21 protein-coding genes are annotated in these 21,789 nt (G+C 49.9%); 18 read left to right on the top strand and 3 right to left on the bottom strand.

Going from position 1 to position 21,789, the window contains the following annotated elements; genetic code table 11:
• The first annotated feature begins 14 nt into the window (after nucleotides 1–14).
• The 3 genes from OIR97_RS18300 to OIR97_RS18290 are packed head-to-tail and all read left to right on the top strand — an operon-like array spanning nucleotide 15 to nucleotide 2,005.
• A complete protein-coding gene (locus OIR97_RS18300; protein ID WP_169543638.1) occupies nucleotides 15–1,004 on the top strand; it encodes a lysylphosphatidylglycerol synthase transmembrane domain-containing protein in 990 nt (329 codons plus the stop codon).
• A 1-nt stretch (nucleotide 1,005) separates the two neighbouring features.
• Nucleotides 1,006–1,509 carry a hypothetical protein gene (locus tag OIR97_RS18295; RefSeq protein WP_169543637.1) on the top strand — a complete coding sequence of 168 codons (504 nt, stop codon included), beginning with the start codon at nucleotides 1,006–1,008 and terminating at the stop codon, nucleotides 1,507–1,509.
• A 1-nt stretch (nucleotide 1,510) separates the two neighbouring features.
• A complete protein-coding gene (locus OIR97_RS18290) occupies nucleotides 1,511–2,005 on the top strand; it encodes a hypothetical protein (protein ID WP_169543636.1) in 495 nt (164 codons plus the stop codon).
• 20 nt (nucleotides 2,006–2,025) lie between these two features.
• Here OIR97_RS18290 and OIR97_RS18285 read toward each other — a convergent pair whose 3' ends face one another.
• Genes OIR97_RS18285 through OIR97_RS18275 form a run of 3 tightly spaced genes read right to left on the bottom strand, consistent with a single transcriptional unit; the run spans nucleotide 2,026 to nucleotide 5,561 of the window.
• Nucleotides 2,026–2,886 carry an FkbM family methyltransferase gene (locus OIR97_RS18285; protein ID WP_169543635.1) on the bottom strand — a complete coding sequence of 287 codons (861 nt, stop codon included), beginning with the start codon at nucleotides 2,884–2,886 and terminating at the stop codon, nucleotides 2,026–2,028.
• A 48-nt stretch (nucleotides 2,887–2,934) separates the two neighbouring features.
• Entirely contained in the window at nucleotides 2,935–4,713 is a 1,779-nt protein-coding gene (locus OIR97_RS18280) for a thiamine pyrophosphate-binding protein (protein WP_169543634.1), read from the bottom strand.
• Nucleotides 4,710–5,561, bottom strand: coding sequence for an SDR family NAD(P)-dependent oxidoreductase (locus tag OIR97_RS18275; RefSeq protein ID WP_169543633.1), 852 nt, complete (start codon nucleotides 5,559–5,561; stop codon nucleotides 4,710–4,712). Before OIR97_RS18275 ends, OIR97_RS18280 begins: the two co-directional genes overlap by 4 nt.
• Before the next feature lie 200 nt (nucleotides 5,562–5,761).
• Here OIR97_RS18275 and OIR97_RS18270 point away from each other — a divergent pair, with 200 nt between their 5' ends.
• From OIR97_RS18270 to OIR97_RS18200, 15 genes are all read left to right on the top strand, one after another.
• Nucleotides 5,762–6,703 (top strand): NAD-dependent epimerase/dehydratase family protein, encoded by a 942-nt coding sequence (locus OIR97_RS18270; RefSeq protein WP_169543632.1) that lies wholly within the window; start codon nucleotides 5,762–5,764, stop codon nucleotides 6,701–6,703.
• Nucleotides 6,704–6,727: 24 nt separating this feature from the next.
• Nucleotides 6,728–7,300, top strand: a complete 573-nt coding sequence (locus tag OIR97_RS18265; protein WP_169543631.1) for an SIS domain-containing protein — start codon at nucleotides 6,728–6,730, stop codon at nucleotides 7,298–7,300.
• A 32-nt stretch (nucleotides 7,301–7,332) separates the two neighbouring features.
• Nucleotides 7,333–8,073 (top strand): glycosyltransferase family 2 protein, encoded by a 741-nt coding sequence (locus OIR97_RS18260; RefSeq protein ID WP_169543630.1) that lies wholly within the window; start codon nucleotides 7,333–7,335, stop codon nucleotides 8,071–8,073.
• Nucleotides 8,074–8,096: 23 nt separating this feature from the next.
• A complete protein-coding gene (locus tag OIR97_RS18255; RefSeq protein WP_169543629.1) occupies nucleotides 8,097–10,136 on the top strand; it encodes a hypothetical protein in 2,040 nt (679 codons plus the stop codon).
• Between the two features lie 930 nt (nucleotides 10,137–11,066).
• A complete protein-coding gene (locus OIR97_RS18250; RefSeq protein ID WP_169543628.1) occupies nucleotides 11,067–11,927 on the top strand; it encodes a MaoC/PaaZ C-terminal domain-containing protein in 861 nt (286 codons plus the stop codon).
• Nucleotides 11,928–11,960: 33 nt separating this feature from the next.
• A complete protein-coding gene (locus OIR97_RS18245) occupies nucleotides 11,961–12,758 on the top strand; it encodes an enoyl-CoA hydratase/isomerase family protein (RefSeq protein ID WP_169543627.1) in 798 nt (265 codons plus the stop codon).
• 126 nt (nucleotides 12,759–12,884) lie between these two features.
• Nucleotides 12,885–13,664, top strand: coding sequence for an IclR family transcriptional regulator (locus tag OIR97_RS18240; protein ID WP_169543626.1), 780 nt, complete (start codon nucleotides 12,885–12,887; stop codon nucleotides 13,662–13,664).
• Between the two features lie 135 nt (nucleotides 13,665–13,799).
• Entirely contained in the window at nucleotides 13,800–14,870 is a 1,071-nt protein-coding gene (locus OIR97_RS18235; RefSeq protein ID WP_169543625.1) for a C4-dicarboxylate TRAP transporter substrate-binding protein, read from the top strand.
• Nucleotides 14,858–15,412: a TRAP transporter small permease gene (locus tag OIR97_RS18230; protein WP_169543624.1), complete on the top strand. Its 555-nt coding sequence runs from the start codon at nucleotides 14,858–14,860 to the stop codon at nucleotides 15,410–15,412. The genes OIR97_RS18235 and OIR97_RS18230 overlap by 13 nt, the downstream gene beginning before the upstream one ends.
• Nucleotides 15,412–16,755 (top strand): TRAP transporter large permease, encoded by a 1,344-nt coding sequence (locus OIR97_RS18225; protein ID WP_169543623.1) that lies wholly within the window; start codon nucleotides 15,412–15,414, stop codon nucleotides 16,753–16,755. The genes OIR97_RS18230 and OIR97_RS18225 overlap by 1 nt, the downstream gene beginning before the upstream one ends.
• A gap of 226 nt (nucleotides 16,756–16,981) precedes the next feature.
• The gene (locus OIR97_RS18220; protein ID WP_169543622.1) at nucleotides 16,982–17,755 is read left to right on the top strand and encodes an SDR family NAD(P)-dependent oxidoreductase; all 774 of its coding nucleotides are present in this window, start codon (nucleotides 16,982–16,984) and stop codon (nucleotides 17,753–17,755) included.
• Nucleotides 17,756–17,790: 35 nt separating this feature from the next.
• Nucleotides 17,791–18,957: an acyl-CoA dehydrogenase family protein gene (locus tag OIR97_RS18215; RefSeq protein ID WP_169543621.1), complete on the top strand. Its 1,167-nt coding sequence runs from the start codon at nucleotides 17,791–17,793 to the stop codon at nucleotides 18,955–18,957.
• 42 nt (nucleotides 18,958–18,999) lie between these two features.
• A complete protein-coding gene (locus tag OIR97_RS18210; RefSeq protein WP_169543620.1) occupies nucleotides 19,000–20,172 on the top strand; it encodes a thiolase domain-containing protein in 1,173 nt (390 codons plus the stop codon).
• The gene (locus OIR97_RS18205; protein ID WP_219821600.1) at nucleotides 20,169–20,561 is read left to right on the top strand and encodes a Zn-ribbon domain-containing OB-fold protein; all 393 of its coding nucleotides are present in this window, start codon (nucleotides 20,169–20,171) and stop codon (nucleotides 20,559–20,561) included. The genes OIR97_RS18210 and OIR97_RS18205 overlap by 4 nt, the downstream gene beginning before the upstream one ends.
• A 10-nt stretch (nucleotides 20,562–20,571) precedes the next feature.
• A complete protein-coding gene (locus tag OIR97_RS18200) occupies nucleotides 20,572–21,768 on the top strand; it encodes a CaiB/BaiF CoA transferase family protein (RefSeq protein WP_169543619.1) in 1,197 nt (398 codons plus the stop codon).
• Nucleotides 21,769–21,789: the final 21 nt, after the last annotated feature.

Genomic DNA, 21,789 nt, shown 5'->3' with positions numbered 1-21,789 from the left:
GCTAGGACACAATTTTGATCTTTTTGCTGATAAAAATATTAATCGGGGTGGGCTGCATCTCAGCCTTGTTCTATTACGATTTCATTGACTTTGATTTGTTGCAGAACGCCGCCACCTCTCCCGTTCTGGTGGGCGTTGCTTTTGCCTGCCTTCTGTCTACTGTTTTTATCGGGGCGTTGCGCTGGAAAGTGCTGATGGGCTCTTTACACGTCCGCATCACTTTTATCCAGTCCTTGAATTATACCTTTATCGGCCAGTTTTTTAACGTGTTCCTGCCGGGGGCCTACGGAGGTGATTTTGTTCGGGGTGGCTTGGCCTATCGTCAGCATAAGGACAAAATTGGCGAGATCATGATGAGCAGCCTTGTGGATCGGTTGACCGGGCTTGCGGGATTGCTGTTTATCGCGGTCACTGTTTTGGCGTTTATTCCAAACCAGTTTCAATTCTGGATCGGCGTGATCGTTGTTTCCGGTCTTGTTGTGGGGTTTTTCGCCCCGGTTATTGCCGTGCGCTTTCAGTCTTTTTTCCGCGCCATTATTACCCTTTTTCCAAGGCCCGTTGCGCGTATTCTGATGGGTATCTTCGATACAATAGTTGACTGTTTCGAAAGTTACGGGAAAAGCAGAGGGGACTTGATTAAGGGCATTGCCCTATCAATTTTTCAGTATGTGCTGATCTTAGAGGCGCTTTATTTGCTGGGCGATGCCATGGGGGTCAGCGGATTATCGCCGGTCGGCTATGTTGTTTCCAGCGTTGCCGGGCTGTTTGCCAATGCAATTCCTCTGTCTCCGGGGGGACTGGGGATCGGTGAAGCGGCCTTTGGCCAAGTTGCTCATATGTTGGAAAAAGAACCCACCACCATGGCCTATAGTTCGATCTTTTTATTGATGCGGACTTTAACATTATTCACCTCGGTCTTCGGGGTTATCCCTTTTCTACTCCATCGTGAGGCCGTTCAGGCGGTTCGCGAAGAAAAAGAACAACTGCAAAAGAACGAGGGATAATATGTTTGAATCGGCCTTTTATCTTCTATGCGCGACCCTGGCATCCGGTTTGATCCTGCATTTGGGCATTGCGCGCCTGACAAAGGGCCAGCGGTTGTATCTGTCAGCCTTTATTTGTCTGAACGGATGCCTTTGTCTGTTGCTTGGTATCGGTTTTCTGGGGGGGATGACTTTGTCTGCCGCCGGGGTTTTTATCATGGCCCTGTTCACGGAAAGCTTTTTTGTGGTGTATGCGTTGATCCTGATCGGGGTCGTGAATGACTCGCCGACACTGGCGATTGTAAAAGCGTTGATGAAAGCTGGTCCAATGGGATTAAGCAAAGCGGATTTTGATACTTTTATTGTGGCTCATCCCTTTTTTCGCTCCCGCGTTGATGCTTTGCAGGCGACAGGCGATGTCGTGAAAAAAAATGAGCAATTGGCCTTAACCCCCAGGTCTAGATTTATTGTGGCCGTGATCAGCCTTTATCAAAGATTTCTAAAAATTGAACGGGAAACGGGCTGAAATGACTGACTTTTTCATCGCCCTTTTCGCGACGCTTTTTGTCAGTGTGCTTGTTGATCTTTTGATAAGCCGCATAACGGGACGGCGCCTTCGGGGGTATGCAACCAGTTTTCTGCTGACGTTGATCGGGGTCCCGCTGGTCTTTGTGTTTGTCTTGAAAACAACCGATGTTTTTGAAGTGGTTTTGGGCCTTGGCCTGGGTCTGATGTGGTGGTTTATCTATCTTAATGTTGTTCAAGCCGTGGAATCGTCTTTGCGGATCCGGATGTTGCTGGAAATCCGCAAGAACGGCGGGCAGATGGCCGCTGATGAACTGCGGGCAATTTATAACGATGAAACCCTGATCCGTTTACGAATGCAGCGGCTTGTCCAAGGCGGGGCCGTTGAACAGGGCCGAAATCACTGGCATTTGCGATCAGGCAAGCTGAAAACGGCGGCGCGTTTTTTCTCCGCCTTGAAACAGGGCCTTCTGGGCAAAGGCAGTCAGTTCGATTAGGGGCGGCCCCTTCTTACGGTTTATCCCCAAACCATCGCGGGCTGTTTTGAAATAAACAGGCTGCCCTCTTTGTAGGAAACGGGAACATCATCGAGGCTGGCGGCTTTTTGCCAACCCGTTTTCTGGGAGAATAAATTAACCCCCAGATCCGTGAAATAGCTGTAAATCTGTTCGGCATTTTCCGCTGTTCCCACTTCCACAACGGTTTCCAACGTATCCCAATAAGCGGCGGGAATGGCCTGCAAAATAACAGTTTCGTGGCCTTCTGCATCGATTTTGGCGAAATCCACGTCTTTGAACACGTCTTCAGCGGCCTTGATGTCGACCATGTATTTTGTAAGATCGCCGTACGGGTTGCTTTTGGCACCGGCGAGGTGACTGCCTGTTGTATTGCCTTCGACCCGGACAAATTCAGCCGTACCGTTTTCAGAGGAAACCGCCGCTTTTACCGGTGTTACGTTGTCCAGAACCTCGTTAAGGGCAAGCCGGTCATTGAACCAGGTGAAATGGATATCGTCTGGCTCGTAACTGGTGACTGAAATGCCCAATTTCGCCATCAAAATGGAATGCAGCCCCAGATTGGCCCCAATATCGACAGCCTTCTTAATGCGGCCCTTATTGGCAAGGTAAAAGCTGAAAAGGATTAACTCATCCAATCCAAACAGATCCAGCGAAGTAATGGCGCCCATTTTCTGGAACGGCATCACCAGATCTCCAAAAGGCCCAAAGGGAACAGGCGTGGGCTCTTCTGATTGGAAATCGGAATTTTTGATGAACTCCAGACAGCAACTGTCCAGCAATTGATAGAAAGCTGTGTCCCGTGCATGTAAGGACGGGGTGCTTTGAAGAGCTTCAAAAAGACTGTTTTCAGCGATATTCATAGGTTTTACCTGTTTTCTGGACGTCTGTGTTGACCCTAGGCCTGTTCTCTACATTGAAAAAGGCTTGATGACCATGTGTTCTTCGATGTCGGATTGATCCAATGCGGGTAATTGATCTTCCAGCGCCGCGCCAAATTTGAGGACGGGGAAAAGTCTTTGGTCTGGATTGATTTCCACATTCACAAAAACGGGTCCCTCATAAGCGAAGATTTCTTCAAGATCCGCTTCCAGCCGATCTTTATTGTTCAAGGTGACGGTTTTCAGTCCCATGCTGTTTGCAACGGCGGCAAAATCTGTAAAGGCAAGGCCCGACGGCTCATGAACGCCGACATAGTTGGAGCCAAGCCAGGTTTCCAGGGTCTGTTTCTGGATACCATGCCCGTGATTGTTAAACAGAAAGGTTCTGATTTTCATCCTGTGCTTCACAACGGTCGCAAGTTCGGCAAGACAGATCATCAACCCACCGTCACCGATCAGGCAAGTGACCGGTTTGTCAGGCTCTGCGGCTGCGGCGCCAATCGCCGCCGGCAACGAATATCCCATGGGGGTGTTATTCCACGCGGAATGCAGGCGCTGGCCGGGCTTGAACTGAAAAGCGTTGCAGGTCCAGGTCAGATTTCCGCCCGTATCGGCAAAAATAGTTTCTTCAGCCGGCACATAACCAGACAGCTTTTCAATAAAGGAATAAGCGTTCAGGCAGCCATCTTTGTCGTCTGGATCATAAATTTCCGGACCAAACCGGGATTGCCATTTTTCCAAGACCGCTTGCCAGTCTGGTGTCTTGCAGGGGCCGCTCTTCTCGGCACGTGCCTGTATATGCGGCAGGGCGTCTGACAAGCGGGCCTGAACCCGGTGCGCTATATTAATCCCAAAGCCATCAAATTTTTCCATTTCACCCGCACTGATATCGATCATGGCGATCTCGGCTTCTCGGGCAAAGGAAGGTAAAATACCGCCGGTCAGATTTTGTGAAAGGCGCGTGCCAAGGCAGAGCAAAAAGTCGGCATTTTGAACAACATAGTTTCCAAGCCGCGGCGCATAGACACCAAAACTGCCCATTTTCAGTGGATGATCATGTGGCAACAGGTCAACAGCAGCCCAACTGGTGACAACCGGTGCCCCCAATGCGGTGACCAAAGACGGTAAATCAAATCCGCAATCCGGGGTTTTCAGACCACCACCCAGAACAACTACGGGCCTTTTCGCCCCAAAGAACGCCTTCATGACCGATGAAATCTGCCCCTCAAGCACTTGGGCCGCCATTTGGGTCGTAAGATCTGGCGTAAAGCCGTGCAATTTGTCAGGATCAATATCAGCGCGTTGGAAATCATCCGGTATGTCGACCAAAACACTGCCCGGGCGACCTTCAAAAGCCATGTAATATGCTTTTTCCAGACAATAACGAATGTCTTCGGGCTTCTCCAGCTGAACCGCATATTTCGTGACACTGCCGAAAATCGAGACTACATCGGTTTCCTGAAATCCGCGTTGACGAATATCCAGCTGTCCCTTCAATCGGTGCGAGGCGACCTGACCGGTAAGCATCAATGTTGGCACACTGTCATAGAAGGAGCAGCAGGTTCCGGTCAGCAGGTTTGTCGCCCCCGGACCACTTGTCGTGATTGCAACACCCAGCCGGCCTGTCGTTCGGGCATAGCCATCGGCAGAGATGGCCGCACTTTGTTCATGCTGCGAACAGACAAAATCAATTTTGTCATTTTTTGAAACTGAATCCAAAAGATGGACAGCGGCTCCGCCAGACATCCCAAAAACCTGGCTGACGCCTTTTTCAGCCAAAAAATTTATTACATAAGTCGATAGTTTCATGAATTGGTTTTCGCTTTTGTGCTGCTTTCTACCGTTTTATGCTGATTGCCGTGACGACGCAATCGGAACATGTCCTGATCATCGCAAAGAGCATTGCTGAGGGCTTCCCCTCCTTCGCGCCAGTCATCATGAACCACAGAGAAGTTACGCCCTGCTGTTTGGGGGCGATCGAAACACCATTGGATCAGGGCGTAAATGTCTTCGATTTTCGTTCCCTGTTCCCCGGAGGTGACAAAGTCTTTTGTTGTCTCGAAATTGTTCCCTGCCTGTGCCCCGGCGTCGAGGGTTTGCCGGTGAATTTTGCTGGCGACCCAGCCTGTTCCGATGGCAACACAATGTAATTGAGGATTTTCATCGCTAATCAATTCACAGAATTTAACCAGCATCACCTTGCCTAGAGAATAGGCCGAATAATTAGGAAACGCCCGGTTTATCGCTCCGCCCACAAGAAACGCCACCTTTCCGGATGTCTCTGCCCTTTTATACGGGGTAATTGCGTGAAGGAGGGCCAATTGTTGCAATGAATTGACGGTTATGGACTGGGTCCATTCCTGCGCGGAGACTTCGGTGAATTTCCCGATCGGGCTCAACAAACCAACGGCCGAAATGAATTCGTCCCAAATCAGGCCTTTTGATTGCATCAGGGCGCCAATCTGTTCGATATCCTGATCCCGGTTCAAGTCGCAATGCACCAAAGTAACCCGGTCCTGTTTCTTCAGGCTGTCCAACTGGGTGGATTGCCGGTATGTACCGATTACCTTATACCCGGCCTGCAAATAAAGATCGGCGAGTTTCAGGCCAATATCACTTGAAATTGCGGCGATAAAAACGGTTTTTGAAGAACTCACTCTTCTGGCCTTTCCTCTGTCATCGGGCGTCGCAACAAGGGGGGTCAAAAGGCCCTGTAATAGCGAAGTTTCATATTGCTGTTTGTAATATTTTTAACCTGTGTTACACAGTTTACGGTTTTTGACAAGTGGGTACAAAGCTGGACTTTTCGACAGTCTTTCAGTCGAACAATCATAGCTAGGAAGGTTTAGAGTTTCTAATGCGATTACTCGTCACGGGAGCATGCGGCTACAAGGGATCTGTACTGGTGCCGAAATTGCTGGCAGCGGGCCATACAGTGCTGGCTTATGACATTCAATGGTTCGGCCAATTCCTGCCAGCGCATGAAAATCTCACGGTCGTTCAAGGCGATGTCCGGTCCTTTGATGTGGCGCTGCTGGACGGAATTGATGCGATTATTCATTTGGCGTCTGTTGCCAATGATCCTTGCGGCGATCTTGATCCGAAACTCACTTGGGAAATCAGTGCGCTTGCCACAATGCAGCTGGCAGATAACGCCGCACGCGCCGGGATCAAACGCTTTATTTATGCGTCTTCTGGTAGCGTTTACGGCGTAAAAGAAGAGGAGCAGGTTACCGAGGATCTGGAGCTGCTTCCGATCTCTGAATATAACAAAACCAAAATGGTGGCAGAGCGGGTGATGCTCAGCTATGCCGATCAGATGTGCGTCCAGATTGTGCGCCCGGCGACCGTTTGTGGTGTTTCCCCGCGCATGCGTCTGGATGTGTCGGTCAATATGCTGACCATGCAGGCCATAAAAAACGGCAAGATTACCGTTTTTGGTGGTGAACAGGTACGGCCCAATATCCACATTGATGATATTGCCCGTCTGTATATGTTCCTGCTCGATAATCCGCAGGTGACGGGCGTGTATAATGCCGGTTTTGAAAATCTGAAAATTATTGAAATTGCAGAACGGATTGCTGAAAAGATTCCGTGTGAAATCGAAGTAACACCGTCTAACGACCCACGCTCTTACCGGGTGAATTCAGACCGCATTCTGGCGGCCGGGTTTAAACCGGAAAAATCAGTTGATGATGCCATAACAGAAGTAATTGCTGCCTACCAACGCCGCGACCTGATGGATGAGGATCGCTGGTATAATCTGCGTTGGATGGAAAATATGAACCAAAGCGCCTAATCGGTTAAGGTTACTGTAGACATTATGAAACTTTCCTTTCTGGATTATAGCGAACGCCTGAACAAAACATTGGCCAGTGCGGATGAAGCGGCCATCGAGGCCCTGTGCGAAACCCTTCTCAATGCCTGGAAGGACGGAAAGCAGTTCTTTTTGTGTGGAAATGGCGGCAGCGCCGGGAATGCGGTTCATATTGCTAATGACATGATCTATGGCATTGACCGCAAAACAGGCAAGGGCATGAGAGCCCATGCGCTACCCGCCAATACGTCAATTTTGACCTGCCTTGCCAATGATGAAGGGTATGACGAAATTTTCGCAAAACAGCTGTCGGTTTATGCCCGTCCGGGCGACGTGCTGCTTGTTTTATCGGGCAGCGGGAATTCGGCGAATATCCTGCGGGCGATCGATTATGCGAATGATCATGGCATCGAAACCTTTGCCATACTGGGTTATGATGGGGGCGCGGCTAAAGAGCGAGCCGCCCATTCCGTGCATTTTGCGATTGATGATATGCAGATATCGGAAGACACGCAGTTGGTGGTTATGCATTATGCGATGCAGTGGCTCGCTGACAAAGCAGCGTCTGTTAACGCTTAAATGATGTGGCTGAATAAAAAACCGGTGCTTGCATGATCAGCTTCATTGTACCAGCTTTTAACGAAGGCGAGGCCATTCGACTGACCGTTGAGACCATTCGTTCGGTTGCGGCCACCTATGATCTGGTGGGCTACGAAATCATTCCGATCGATGACGGCAGTGAAGATAATTCAAAAGAGATCATGGAGAAGCTGGCACAGGAAGACAGCAGAATTCGTCCTGTGTACCATCCTGAAAACAAAGGTTTGGGTCGCTCGATTGTGGATGGGATTCACAAGGCAATTAATCCGCAGTTTATTGTTGTGCCGGGGGATAACGACATCAGTACGGAGTCGCTCAGCCTTATGCTGCATTTTAAAGATGAGGCCGAGATCATTCTGACGGTTCCCCTGAATAAGGAAGCCCGCCCTATTGGCCGTCAGGTTATCTCGATGATTTACCAGATGATGCATAACATCTTCTTTGGGACCTCCGTCGGGTATCTGAACGGCCCGGGCATCTGGCCAACGGAAAAGGTCAAGGCCCTCGACTTGATGTCAAACCGGTTTTCCATCATTTCAGAAATGAACGTTAAGCTTTTGACGAAGGGGTTCGAGTTTGCCGAAGTCCCGATGTATCTGCAGGCAGATGAGCCAACCCGTGCGACCGTGACCTTGCGCAATATGCTGGAAGTGATCAAAGTGTTCATGATGCTGGTTGTTGAATTGAATTTGAAGCCGGGGCGGCCCGAGAAGAAGCCGCTTAACCGTGTGAAAATTCACTTCGGACGATAACAAAAGCAAAAAGGAACGGACGCATGACACCCTCATTCCTTCGGGATTACAGAACGTCAAATTTCTATCTGATTGTTGTCCAGCCCGTTTTTTATACGGCCCTTCGCCTTGCCCAGCTTGTTGACGAACGGCGCATCTATTTAATTTTTGCCGCCTTGGTGACCTGTAGCCTGTTAGGGGGACTGGGAACATTGTTTTCCGCCACTCCGCCTCAATATGCGCCAGAGCATTCTTCGTTATACGGCTTTGATAACACAGCTTTTCAGCGCACTGTTTATCTGCTTTTTACGGTTTCTCTGTTTGTCCTGTCTCTCTGGCTTGGATTGACCCGCAGAAAACTCAGTTTTCCTTATTTTCAGTCCTTTCGAGGCCGCCATCCTTTGTTGTTAATGACGGTGGCAACTGGCCTGGTGCTGTTTTTCGCACTCCCCCTGTTTTTCAATTTTCTGGGCAATATTTTTGAAAAGCGCAGTTTCTTGATGGCCGTCGGGTCTCTTGCAATTGCTTATGGATTGCTGCGCAGCACCGATAGTGTCAAAGGAATTGCCATCATCAGTCTGGTGACGCTGGGGGTCTTCGGATATTTCTTTGTGTTGCCCTTTCACGCCTATTTTGCTGTGGCGGATCAGACCCTGTGGGGACTGGATCATCACTGGACCGGTGTTATTGGTCACGGTCTTCTGGCGGCGACCTTTGGAGATGCTTTTCAGGCCTCTTTGCCGGAATATGGTATCTATCTGAACCGACTGATTGAGTGGGCGACAGCAAACCCGGAATTTGGCAGTTTTGCTGGTACTGTTACAGTTTTGCAGATTATTCACGTGGTCTTCGCGGCTCTTGTTTTCGGGATCCTGGTTCAGCGATTTGGACGGTCGAATATACCTTTGGCGATGATCGCCTTCCTGATTATTCTGGTTATTCTGGCGCCGTTAATGGCCGCCTCAGGCACTTCGATTGAAGCGCCGAACCAATCCCCGATCCGGTTCCTTTTCTTGCTCATTGGATTGATTTTTGCGCCGGCTCTTGCGGGGCGGCCCTTGTTTTTTTGGTGGGGGGCGGCGGCGGTTCTGTCTGCCTTCGCCGTTAGCTATAATCTGGAAACCGGACTGGTCCTGACACTGGGTCTTGGTTTCGCTTTATTTGTCCGCACCCTTCAACGCGGTCTTTTGGTCACACTTTCGGCAGGTGTTCTCTTTGCAGCGTTCTTTTTGGGATGTGTCTATCTGTTATTGGTTTCCGGCAGTGGGTCGGGTGACAGCGATATCACCGGTCTTGGGGATTTAATGGGCTTGTTCGCCGAAGGATATGGCGGCAAGAAATTTTCCTGGTATTTGCCTTTCTTCGTCATTGCCGGGCATGTGTTTTATTTGTTCGTCGGACATATTATTCATATCCGCGAGAAAAGAACCTATACCCGTTTCGACATGCAAAGCCTGACCCTGATCGGCTTGATTGTCGCGTTCCTACCCTATGTGGTGAACCGATTTGACGCGCAGAATTTGTGGGTTCCTATTCTTCTCTATCTGTTACTGGTGCTTCCGGCGCTGGTCTCACGGTCTGCAGCGGCGCGTTTTGGAATAATTGCGCTTATTCTTGTGACGATTGCCCCTTCCATGCTGGAGCAAACAAGTCGTTTCGTAAAAAAATCCAAACACCATTGGACGTATAAACAAGAAGAGGTTTGTCTGGATGGCGTTGCGGCATCAGAACCATTATGTCGTTTTGTCGGACAAAAAGCCGACGAATTGCGGAAGGCGGTCACGTCTGAGCAGATCAAATGGTTGAGCGGAACCCCGCTTCTTCTGTCCCGATTGTCGAGCATACCGCCGTCATTTTCAAACGCCGATCCATTTGCCTACGCGAGAACGGCTTCGACACATACCGCGATTGTTGAGGAAGTCCTGAAGGCTGCCCCGGCGCGTATTCTGGTTGATCGACCGGTGCCTCTTGATCCATCCGGTATTCCCACGCAGGTTACCGACTGGCAACAAAGATTGCTTGCGGATGCAGGTTACCGAATTGTCGGGCAATCGGACTATTGGCTTTTCGCTGAAAAAAAATAGTCTTCGCCCTCCTTTACACAGATCGGATATCCGTGCGTTTTCCCTTTGGCAGGTCTGATCGTCTGTTAGATGGGGTCTGGTCCTATTTTGGGTTGGCCGGACGCCGGTCTCCTGCAATATTGCCCTGCTCCGATGAGGCTATAGCTGAATAAATCAGCTTCCCACTTTTAAACGGACCCTAAAAGAAACGGGTCTTCACGCACATCCTACTTTTCCTGAACAGATAACCGGGTCCAGTCAGGATTGCGCATTGGCGGACCCCCGGATGGTTCTGGAGAAAGAGGGCACGAGATGTCTTAGGTTGTTTGGTCTCAATAAAAAACACCACCTGTTCCATTGCTCATTTCTAATCAAGAGCTTTGGTGTGTGAAAGGGTTTTGGGTTGCCGTTTTCTTCATTTGATAAATTCCGTTTTTCTGAACAACCTGTCTTTCTCCGTCCTGATGGGCATAAGGGAAACAGGCCTGCGGTTTTTCGATTTATAGGGGACGGTCAGGTTTTATTGACAAATTTGCGAAGTGGATCGTACCCCCAGCCCCCCCTTTGTTGATCGTCAGGTTGTTCTGGTCATTTCCCGAATTGGTTGTTTATTAGTAATGAGTTTATTTGAAAACTCTATATCAAGGCCCCGAAATCATCAAAAAAGCCAGAAAAAGATACAATTTTTGCGGATATACGAAATCGATTCTAAAATAAGAAAAAAATATTGACTCGGAAAATGTCAGTCTTCTATATTCGGTTTTAAGAAAGAGGTTCGGTAATGCGAACCCGATAATAAAAAATATACGGGGGTGCGACGAACGGATTATTCGGGCGTTGCTGATCTAGGTGAGTGGAGTGTAGCGCTACACTCACCCTTTTTTCCTCGATCAAAATTGACATCTCGGCCTTCGATTTCAGGAAGGTCTCTTCGATAAATGGGCACGGGAAATGAACTTAGAAAAAGTCCTGAATTATCAAATTAAAAGCAATGAAATCTCGTTCTCTTCCAAAGACAGCGCTTTGTATGCTTTGGGCATTAATCTGGGGCAAAATCCAACCGACGAACAGGATTTGACTTACCTGTATGAAGATGGAATGGAAGCGTTGCCCACTTTGGGAATGGTCCTGGCTCATCCCGGTTTTTGGTTACAGGACCCTGACTTGAACATTGACTGGGTCAAAATACTGCATGCAGAACAATATTTGGCCCTGTCCAAGCCATTACCTGCCAACGGCGATATCAAGGCCAGTTATCAGGTTCTGGGCGTGAAGGATAAAGGCCCGGAAAAAGGCTGTATTCTGTATTATGAGAAAATTCTGAAAAATGCCAGAAGTGACGAGGAATATTGTCGAGTGATTTCCGGTGTTTTCTGCCGGGGAGATGGTGGATGCGGCGATGCCGGGACGACGCCGCCGGACCTTCAACCTGTTCCTTCCCGGCCGGCGGATGCCTCGCATGTTCGCCAGATTGACCCAAGGGCCGCGCTGATTTATCGCTTAAGCGGGGATTACAACCCCATCCATATTTCACCGCCAATTGCTGCGAAGGCCGGATATGACCGACCGATTTTGCATGGTTTATGCACAATGGGATTAGCCGGTTATGTCCTGCTGAACGAATGCGCAGGCGGTGATCCACAAAATTTCGCCGGGATGTCCTGTCGGTTTAGCAAGCCGGTTTTTCCAGGCGACACGGTGCGCACCGACATTTGGAAAGAAGGTCAGGAATTTCAGTTTCGGGTGGTGGTGGAAGACCGGGATGAAGTGGTGCTGGACCGCGGTCGTTTGACACTTAAGCGCGCCTCTTAACCAATGCAATGAATGATACGAGAAGAAAAGCAGATGACCGATCATTTACTCTTAACCAAGCATGAGGGTGTCGCCGAATTGGTGATGAACCGCCCAAAGGTTCGTAATGCCATGTCACTGGATATGCGTCAGGCAATGTTCGACGCCATTGGTGATGTCGAGCAGGACCCGCAAATTCGCTGTGTTGTTCTGAAGGGGGCCGGCGGGCATTTCATGGCCGGCGGTGATGTTAAAGGTTTTGCTGATTTCAAGGAAATGACGGCCAAAGAACGAGCCATTTATTTTGAGCATCGTGTCGCGGCGTTGCAGCCAATGCTGCTCGCCTTGCAGCGGATGCCAAAACCGGTGATTGCCAGTGTGGAAGGCGGCGCTGTTGGCGCGGGGATGTCTTTTATGATGGCTTGTGATCTGGCGATTGCGGCGGATAATGCGTTCTTCAAATTTTCCTATGCAGCCATTGGTGCCAGTCCGGATGGTTCGGGCTCTTATTACCTTCCACGGCTCGTGGGTCTGCGAAAAGCCATGGAAATATCGCTTATGCCTGAAATCATAAAAGCAGAGGCGGCTAAGGATCTGGGATTGGTGAACTGGGTTGTGCCCACTGAGGACCTACAGAAACGAACAGAGACCCTTGCGCAGACGCTGGCGAACGGACCGACCACTGGCTACGGATGCATAAAAGAACTGATGTATGCCTCTCATGCCAACAGCCTGCCCATGCAACTGTCGCTAGAGGCGAAAAATTGGGGTCGGTGTGCTGCCACGCAGGACTGGCTGGAAGGGATTACCTCGTTCACTGAAAAACGACAGCCTCAGTATAAAGGCTACTGAAGGTTGGCGTGGCAAAAGGTTGGTAAAAAACGTGTTCAGTTGTTTCAATCTTGTGGAAGTTGACCGCAATTTAACGCTAGAAGGAACAGATTACGTATATCTGAACACTTAACGGAGGATGTGTTTGTGAACACAAGAACCAAATCTGAAGGACCGATGGTCTTACCTCGTGCGTTTGCCTTATTGCGGTTACTGGCAGAAGAAACACGCGGTCTTAACCTGTCCGATATCTCGGGCCGGCTGGACGTTCCAAAAAGCTCGCTGTCGTCAACCCTGAAAGCCCTTACAGAACAAATGTTTCTGGAACGGGAAGGCGCTCTTTATACGTTAGGTCCGGAAGCCTATACCTTGTCCGCAAAAATTCTGGCAGGACGGTCGATCCGTCAGGTGGCCCAGCCTTATTTAAAGAAAACCATGGAAGCCTGTGAAGAGACAGTTTTGCTGGCGGTTCTGGATTCTGACATGCGCCATGCAACCTATATTGATTGCATTGAATCGCCAAAAGCCGTGCGCTTTGCAGTGACCGTTGGCACCCGCCGTCCCCTGTATGCAAATGCTTGCGGCCGATTATTCCTGGCCCATCAAAGTAAAGAATTTCGTAACGAATATTTCAAAGAGGTCAAATTGGTCCCTGTGACCGAGAAAACAATCACTGAGCCTGATGATATGGAAGCATTGCTAACCAAAATCCGGACAGATGGAATTTCGATTACGCTGGGGGACTACTCCCATGATGCGGGCGGGTTTGCAGCCCCCATTTTCAATTCAGATGGTGATTTAGTCGCCGCACTGACCATTGAAGTGCCGATTTCACGCGCCTTGCGCGAGACGGAGCGTTTCAAAGACGCAGCCATAGCGTCAGCGAACGCCATATCACGATTGCTTGGACATACGGAGGAGGGCTGAACAGGGAATATTACATGTAAACCACTTTCCCTGTTGAACAGTTTGTCAACGGCGGAAAGCCATTCGGAAGACGGCGAATTACAGCCGTTGGCCGAATATTTGACAGAAAAAACCAATAAAAACAGGGGTGAGGAAATGAAAATTTATCAAAAGGGAGTGAAGCTTCTTGCAACAGGTGTTCTTTTTGCCGGACTGGCAGCACCAGTGGCAGCAAAACAGGTCCTGACATATACGGATGGCAGTTCAAACCGGGGTGCGCGTGCTGAAGCGGTCATCTGGTTTGCTGATGAGTTAAACAAGCGAACCAATGGCGAATTGACCATGGAAATGCATTGGGGCGGAAGTCTGCTAAAAGCGAAAGCCGCGGCGAAAGGTGTTGGTGCGGGTGCCGCTGATATGGGTTTTTTAATTGGTTTGTATAATCCTAAATTACAACATGCTTACACGTTAGGGGACTATCCAACCGATTATTCCGACCCATGGGTTCTGACCCGGGCCATGCAGGAGCTGGTCGCAACGAACAAGGATATGCAAAAAGAGTTCGACGCGTTGAACCTGAAACATATCGTCAATATGACATCCACCGAAATTCAGTTGGTGTGTAAAGATACACCGGTGAATTCAATCGATGATATCAAAGGCAAAAAAGTTCGCGGCATTGGTGTTTATGGCAAGGTGTTCAAGGATCTGGGTGCAACGCCTGTCCGCGTGTCTATTTACAAGGCGTATCAAGCGCTTGATACCGGGCTGATCGACTGCACACAAACCTATTCTTACGCGATCCCTTCGTTCAAAATGTATGAAGTCGCCAAAGAAGTGACCGTTCTGAACTGGGGCGCGCTGATGGCATTGTCCGTTTCAATGAACAAGGACACGTGGGAAGCCCTTTCTGATGAGCATAAGAAAGTTCTGGAAACGCTTTCAATCGATATGATCGATCATTATACGAAAACCATATCCAGCGAAAATGCCAAAGCATTGAGTGATCTGGAAAAGGGGATCGACGGAATTAAGTCCAACGTCAATTTCCTGCCTGAAAAAGAACGCGCCAAGCTGATTTCTGCGAGCAATGCCTATCTTGATGACTGGAAAGCCAAATCCAAGGATCTTGGTATCGATGGCGAGCAGTTGATCCGGGATTATCAGGCGCTTTTGCGTAAATATGATGAAGAGCGGAAAACCCGAGGCTATCCATGGACACGGTAAATGAGGCCCAGTCCATTCCCGGCCCGAAATTTCTAGGCCGCCTGGAGAGTGTTTTCGTAACACTCTCCGTTTTGGCGATCCTGCTGATGGGATTGCTGATCACTGTTTCTGTTGTTAGCCGGGCAGTGTTTGGCTGGTCTGTTCCGGATTCAACCATTATTGTCCGTGAATTGATGATTGCGGCTGTTGTTCTTCCGCTGGCATATGTCACGGCGACGCGCTCCCACATTATGGTGGAGGTGCTGACCTCGTTTTTTCCGGATCGTGTTCAGCCATGGCTGAACTTATTCAGTGTTGTTATCGGCGTTGTCGCCCTAAGCCCTATTCTTTACGGTGGGGTGGTCGAGTTGATGGGTACACTGGAAGACGAAGCCTATTTTTTTGGGGATCTGGAATTGCCGGAATGGCCGGGCCGGGCTGTTTTTGCGTTGGGATATCTGTTGTTTATTCTTCGTTTAATTGCTTTGGTCGGGACGGATTTCCTGGATGCGGTTAAAGGTCTGCCGGCAGATGATCATCAAACGACTGAAGGAGGCGTATAATGGATGCTTCCTTGATCGGGATGATCGGGTTTCCGATCGCGCTGGTTCTGATTGCGCTTCGAGTTCCCATTGGTTTTGCCATGGCGGGACTGGCGATCTCCTGTACCTTTCTGTATTTTGGTTTTAAAAGCGGCGACGAATTTACTTTTGCCCGTGCGCTTTATCCAACATTGGCCTTGATTTCATCCAATGTGTTTGAATTCCTGCATTCCTACCCGTTGAGTATGGTGCCGCTTTTTATTGCCTTGGGGCATATCGCGTATCATTCCGAGATCACAACTGAGATCTATTACGCCGTTCGTGTCTGGTTGTCGCGCCTTCCTGGCGGGTTGGCCATGGCATCAGTGATCGGATGTGGCGGTTTCTCTGCGATTACAGGGTCCAGTCTGGCCTGTGCATCCGCCATGGGCCGAATTTGCATCCCTGAAATGTTGCGCTTCGGTTATGGAAAAACGCTGGCCACTTCCACCATCGCGGTAGGCGGAACCCTTGGGTCGCTTATCCCGCCCAGTGTACTGTTTATCATGTATGGGCTTTTTACCGAGACATCGGTCAGTAAACTGTTTTTAGCGGGGGTGGTGCCGGGCATACTGTCCTTGTTGGGTTTTATGTTGGTTATTTATATCTGGTGCTGGTTCAAACCGGAAGAAGGTCCCGTATCAGAAGAGACTTATTCCCTGCGGGACAGGTTGCGGGCAACGGCTAAGGCATGGCCTGCATTGATGCTGTTCCTGACCATCATCGGCGGCATCTATAGCGGGATATTTACGGCGACTGAGGCTGCAGCTGTCTGTATGGTTTTTGCCATTATTTACGGTGTCGTCAGTAGTAAACTGACCTGGCAGAAGTTTATTGTCGCAATGAAGGATACAGCCATACAGAGTGCATCCATCTTCTTCATTGCGGTCAGTGCAAAAATGTTCGTGGCGTTTGTTTCTTTAACCGGTCTGACCCGCGAGGTTCTGAGCCTGATCGAATATTTCCAGATGGCCGATTGGGGTATTCTGCTGTTGATTGTGGCACTGTATCTGGTGATGGGCATGTTCCTTGACCCCCTTGGTATTATGCTTTTGACATTGCCTTTTGTCGTTCCCTTGGTTGAAGGAATGGGTCTGGACCTGATCTGGTTCGGTGTGGTTGTCATCAAACTGCTTGAGATTGGTCTGATTACCCCGCCAGTTGGTCTTAATGTCTTTGTGATCAGTGGTGTCGTCGGAAAGCTTTTACCGGTGCATTCGATTTTCAGGGGCGTTGTGAATTTTCTGGTGGTTGATTTGCTGGTCTTTGGCTTGATTGTGATATTCCCGATATTGTCGCTGTTCCTGCCAAATTCCAAATGGTGAATCACCAAAGGCCCGGCGTAAATCGCCGGGCCTTTTTTCTTCGCATATTCGAACCAGAACCCCTGCTGAAGTGCCGGTTCCCGTGGTTTTTTTCTGTTATCCGAACAGACTTATAAAAGTTGCAGTAATTCATATTTTTTGTTTGAATATTGGAATAGTTGTCTGATATTCGTACAAATAGACAATAGCTCAATAAATAAATCATAACAAAGAACAGGAGTTAAAAATGGAAAATCCGATGAACCTTGAAGGTCACAATGTGATCGTGACAGGAGCCGCGCAAGGGATCGGTGAAGCGGTTTCACGGCTGGTTGTCGGTCTGGGCGGTAAAGCCATCATGGTGGACATGCAGCGTGATAAACTGGAAGCGTTATCCAACGATCTGGGACAGGATAAAACCGAAGTTCATGTTGGATCAGTGGCAGAACCTGCCTTCGTTCAATCCATGGTGAGCGATGCCGTCAGCAACAATGGTGCTGTTCACGGTCTGGTAAATAATGCCGGGATTGTCCGGGCGGCGATGGCTGTCAAAATGCCGGTTCAGACATGGCAGGAAGTTATCGACGTGAACCTGTCGGGGGCGTTCTACTGCCTTCAGGCTGTTGGCCGTCACATGATGGAGCGGGCAAAAGATGGCGATACGGCGCCTGCTTCGATTGTTAATATCTCTTCTGATGCCGGACGGCGCGGAACAATGGGACAGATCAACTATGGCGCAGCAAAATCCGGCGTTCTTGGTCTGACCATGAGCGCCGCCCGCGAATGGGCGGCAAAACAGGTTCGGGTTAATTCCATCTGTTTTGGGGTTGTTGAAACCGAAATGACGGAAACCATTCGCTCCGACAAATTTCGTGATGGCGTGATGTCGCAAGTACCGATGGGGCGGTTTTCAGATCCTGAAGAAGTGTCTCGTCCAGTGTGTTTCCTTCTGTCCCCAGCGGCCAGTTACATCACCGGTCAGCATCTGTCTGTTAATGGTGGTTATACAATCGGCGTTTAAGCCCGGGTTTGAAATTAAAAATAAGGATATATGGAATGAGTGTTGTACTAACGCCTGAACAGGATCAGATCAGGGAAAGTGTGTTGCGGCTGTGCCAGAAGTTTGACGATGACTATTGGCTGGCGCGGGATACGGACGGAAAATTCCCGGAAGATTTCTGCCGCGCGATTGTTGACGAAGGCTTCATGGGCATTGCTATGCCCGAAGAATATGGCGGAAGCGGGCTGGGGATTGCGGATGCGGCTGTTCTGGCGCAGGCGATCACGGAATCGGGGGCTGCCAACGCAGGCTTTGCAGCCTTGATTATCGGTATTTTCGGCTTGAACCCGGTTGTTGTTTTCGGTTCGGACGAGCAGAAGAAAAAATGGCTTCCCCCCATTATCAAGCGTGAGGACGTTGCCTGTTTTGCGGTCACTGAACCGAATACGGGTCTGGACACTACCCGCCTCAAGACAAAGGCAACCCTGAAAGGGGACCACTACATTGTCAACGGCGAGAAAATCTGGACGTCGACGGCACTTCAGGCCAACAAAATGTTGCTGATTGCCCGGACAAAACCTGAATCTGAAACAAAGCGGCCCATCGATGGTTTGTCCTTATTTTATACCGACCTGAACCGGGAGTATGTAGATATTCGCCCGATCGAAAAAATGGGCCGTAAATGCGTTGATTCAAATGAGATGTTCATTGATGATCTGCCTGTTCCAAAATCCGACTTGATCGGTGAAGAAGGCAAAGGGTTCCGGTATTTGCTGCATGGGTTGAACGCGGAGCGGATCCTGATTGCGGCGTCCATGGTGGGGCTTGGCCGAGCAGCGCTTAACAAAGGCGCGAAATATGCGCGGGAGCGGGTTGTTTTCGGGCGCCCGATTGGTCAGAACCAGTCTATCCAGCATCCCCTTGCAGAATCCTGGGCGGAACTGGAAGCGGCGAACCTGATGGCCTTCACGGCCGCGCGAATGTACGACAATAAAGAAGAATGTGGATTACAGGCGAACGCGGCTAAATACTTGGCGGCGGAAGCGGCGTTTAAATCCTGCACGAATGCAGTCATGACTCATGGTGGCATGGGCTATGCCAAGGAATTCCACGTGGAACGGTATTTGCGGGAATGTCTCATTCACCGGCTCGCACCGATCAGCCCTCAGATGATTTTGAACTATTTGGCAGAAAATGCGCTGGATCTACCAAAATCCTACTAAGCCTTGAGACCCTCATAATAATCAAAAGAAGAGAGGAATTTCATGAGTAGAAATGTCAAAGCCTATATCGCGGGGGTGTATGAGCACCCCACGCGTAAGGCGGTCGATAAGACCCTTATGCAACTTCACACTGAAGTTGCCATTGGTGCCCTGAAGGACGCCGGATTGACCATGCAGGACGTGGATGGCTATTTCTGTGATGGCAGCGTTCCGGGCCTTGGCGGCATGATAATGGCCGAATATATGGGCCTTGATCTTTCCTATACGGACACCACGGAAACCGGTGGCTCGTCTTATTTGGTGCATGTGGGGCATGCCATGCGGGCGATCGCGGCGGGTAAATGTAAGGTCGCCCTGATCACCCTTGCAGGTCGTCCCCGTGCGGAAGGCCTGACGGCGCTTGCCGCCAGAGATACCGGTAATGATGCGCCGGAACGGGGATTTGAATTACCGTATGGCCCCGCAGTTACCAATCTGTATGCCATGTCCGCCATGCGTCATATGTATGAATATGGCACGACGAGTGAACAACTGGCCTGGATCAAGGTCGCCGCATCCCATCATGCACAGCATAATGAAAATGCCATGCTGCGCGATGTGGTGACGGTTGAAGATGTCGTAAACTCGCCGTTGGTCGCGGATCCGCTGCACCGTCTGGATTGCTGTGTGATCAGTGACGGCGGCGGCGCGCTTGTTGTTGTATCGCCAGAAATAGCGAAATCACTCGGTCACCGGTCAGTCAAGATTCTGGGGCAGGGAGAGGCGATCAAGCATCTGAATGCGGGTCAAATTGATCTAACCTATACCGGGGCGGTTAAGTCCGGTCCCAGTGCCTTTGAAGAAGCAGGCGTGACACCGGCGGACATCGATTATGTGTCGATCTATGACAGCTTTACCATCACAGTTCTGGAAACCCTTGAGGATCTTGGCTTCTGTGCAAAGGGAGAGGGCGGCAAGTTTGTCTCTGATGGCGCCTTAATTTCGGGGATTGGCAGATTACCGTTCAATACGGATGGCGGCGGATTGTGTAACAACCATCCGGGCAACCGGGGCGGCATGACCAAAGTGATTGAAGCCGTGCGCCAATTGCGCGGTGAAGCCCATCCAAAGGTTCAGGTGCCGGATTGTACTTTGGCGCTCGCCCATGGCACAGGTGGGCAGATTTCACAACGGGCCGGTAGTGCAACCCTGATTATGGGAAGGAATGACGCATGATGATTTCAGATCGGGTTTATTCTGACCCAAGCATGAACATGGAAAATGAAGCCTATTGGGCCGCGGCAAAAGAAGGGCGTCTTGTTTTGAAGCGGTGCCGGGAATGCAAAAAAATCCATTTCTTCCCACGCGCGATTTGTCCGCATTGTCAAAGCAGTGATACGGAATGGGTGCCTGCAAAAGGCCGGGGCAGGATTTATAGTTATTCGGTCATGCGCCGTGCAAAAACGCCCTACGTGATCGCCTATGTGACCCTTGAAGAAGGGGTCAGTATGCTCACAAATATCGTGGATTGCGATGCAGATAGGCTTTCCGTCAATCAGACGGTCGAGGTTACGTTTCATAGCACTGAAAGCGGGCATGCGTTACCTGTTTTCCGGCCAACCTGAGGAGACCATTATGAAACCGCTCGACGGCGTGAAGGTCATTGACCTTTCCAATATGCTAATGGCGCCTTATGCAACGCAGATACTGGGTGATCTGGGCGCAGATGTTATAAAAGTCGAACCGCCAACGGGGGATCCCGTTCGCGGTATTACCCCTTATCGCCATCAGGGAATGGGGGCGATCTATCTGAACTGCAATCGCAGTAAACGCAGTGTGGTTCTGGATCTGAAAACGCAGGATGGGTATGACATTCTGATTGAAATGCTCAAGGACGCGGATGTCCTGGTGTATAACCGCCGCCCTCAGGTTATGGCGCGGTTAAATCTGTCCTATGAAACCGTGAAAAAAATTAATCCACGTCTGATCTATGCGGGTTTATTTGGCTATGGTCAGGGGGGCACTTACGAAAAAAAACCGGCCTTTGACGATCTGATTCAAGGGGCGGTTTCCATCCCCTGGCTGCAACATATGGCTGACGGCCGCGAGCCGACTTACGCCCCAACGGCGATTGTCGACCGGGGCGTTGGCTTGTGGGCTGTTGGTCAGATCAACGCCGCCTTGTTTCATCAATTGAAAACGGGGCGCGGGCAGCAGATCGACTTGCCAATGTTTGAGATGATGACAAGTTTTGTCCTGTCGGATCACCTGGCAGGCAAAACCTTCGAGCCACCCATCGGTGAGGTTGGTTACAAGCGAATGATGTCACCAGACAGACGTCCCTATCAGACACTGGACGGGTATGTTTGCGTGATGGTCTATACGGATCGACATTGGGCTTCCTTTTATAAAGCGCTGGGTCGGGAAGATGATCTGATTAAAGATCCAAGGCTGAAAAATATGTCGACTCGCACCGAGAATATTTCGGCCATTCTGAAAGAATTGGCGGATCTGTTGAAAACCCGGACAACAGCGGATTGGCTGGCTTTATTTGATCAGGCTGATATTCCAGCCATGCCACTTCATACCCCAGATAGTCTTTTGCAGGACCCTCATTTGAAGGACGTAGACTTCTTTTATAATGTTGAGCATCCGACTGAAGGTCAGCTTCTGGATATGCGGGTGCCGGCTCATTGGTCTGAAACTCAGCCCGCCCCCACCCGTCATGCGCCGCAGCTTGGAGAGCATAGTCGGGAGGTTTTAAGTGAGTTAGGATATTCGCCGGAGCGTATTAAAACTTTCGAAAAAGCGGGTGTTACAAACACGCTCTAACACGTTCAAAAGCGAAGAATA

This window comes from Sneathiella aquimaris (assembly GCF_026409565.1).
GTDB lineage: Bacteria > Pseudomonadota > Alphaproteobacteria > Sneathiellales > Sneathiellaceae > Sneathiella > Sneathiella aquimaris.
This window is presented reverse-complemented; position numbering and strand designations above follow the sequence as displayed.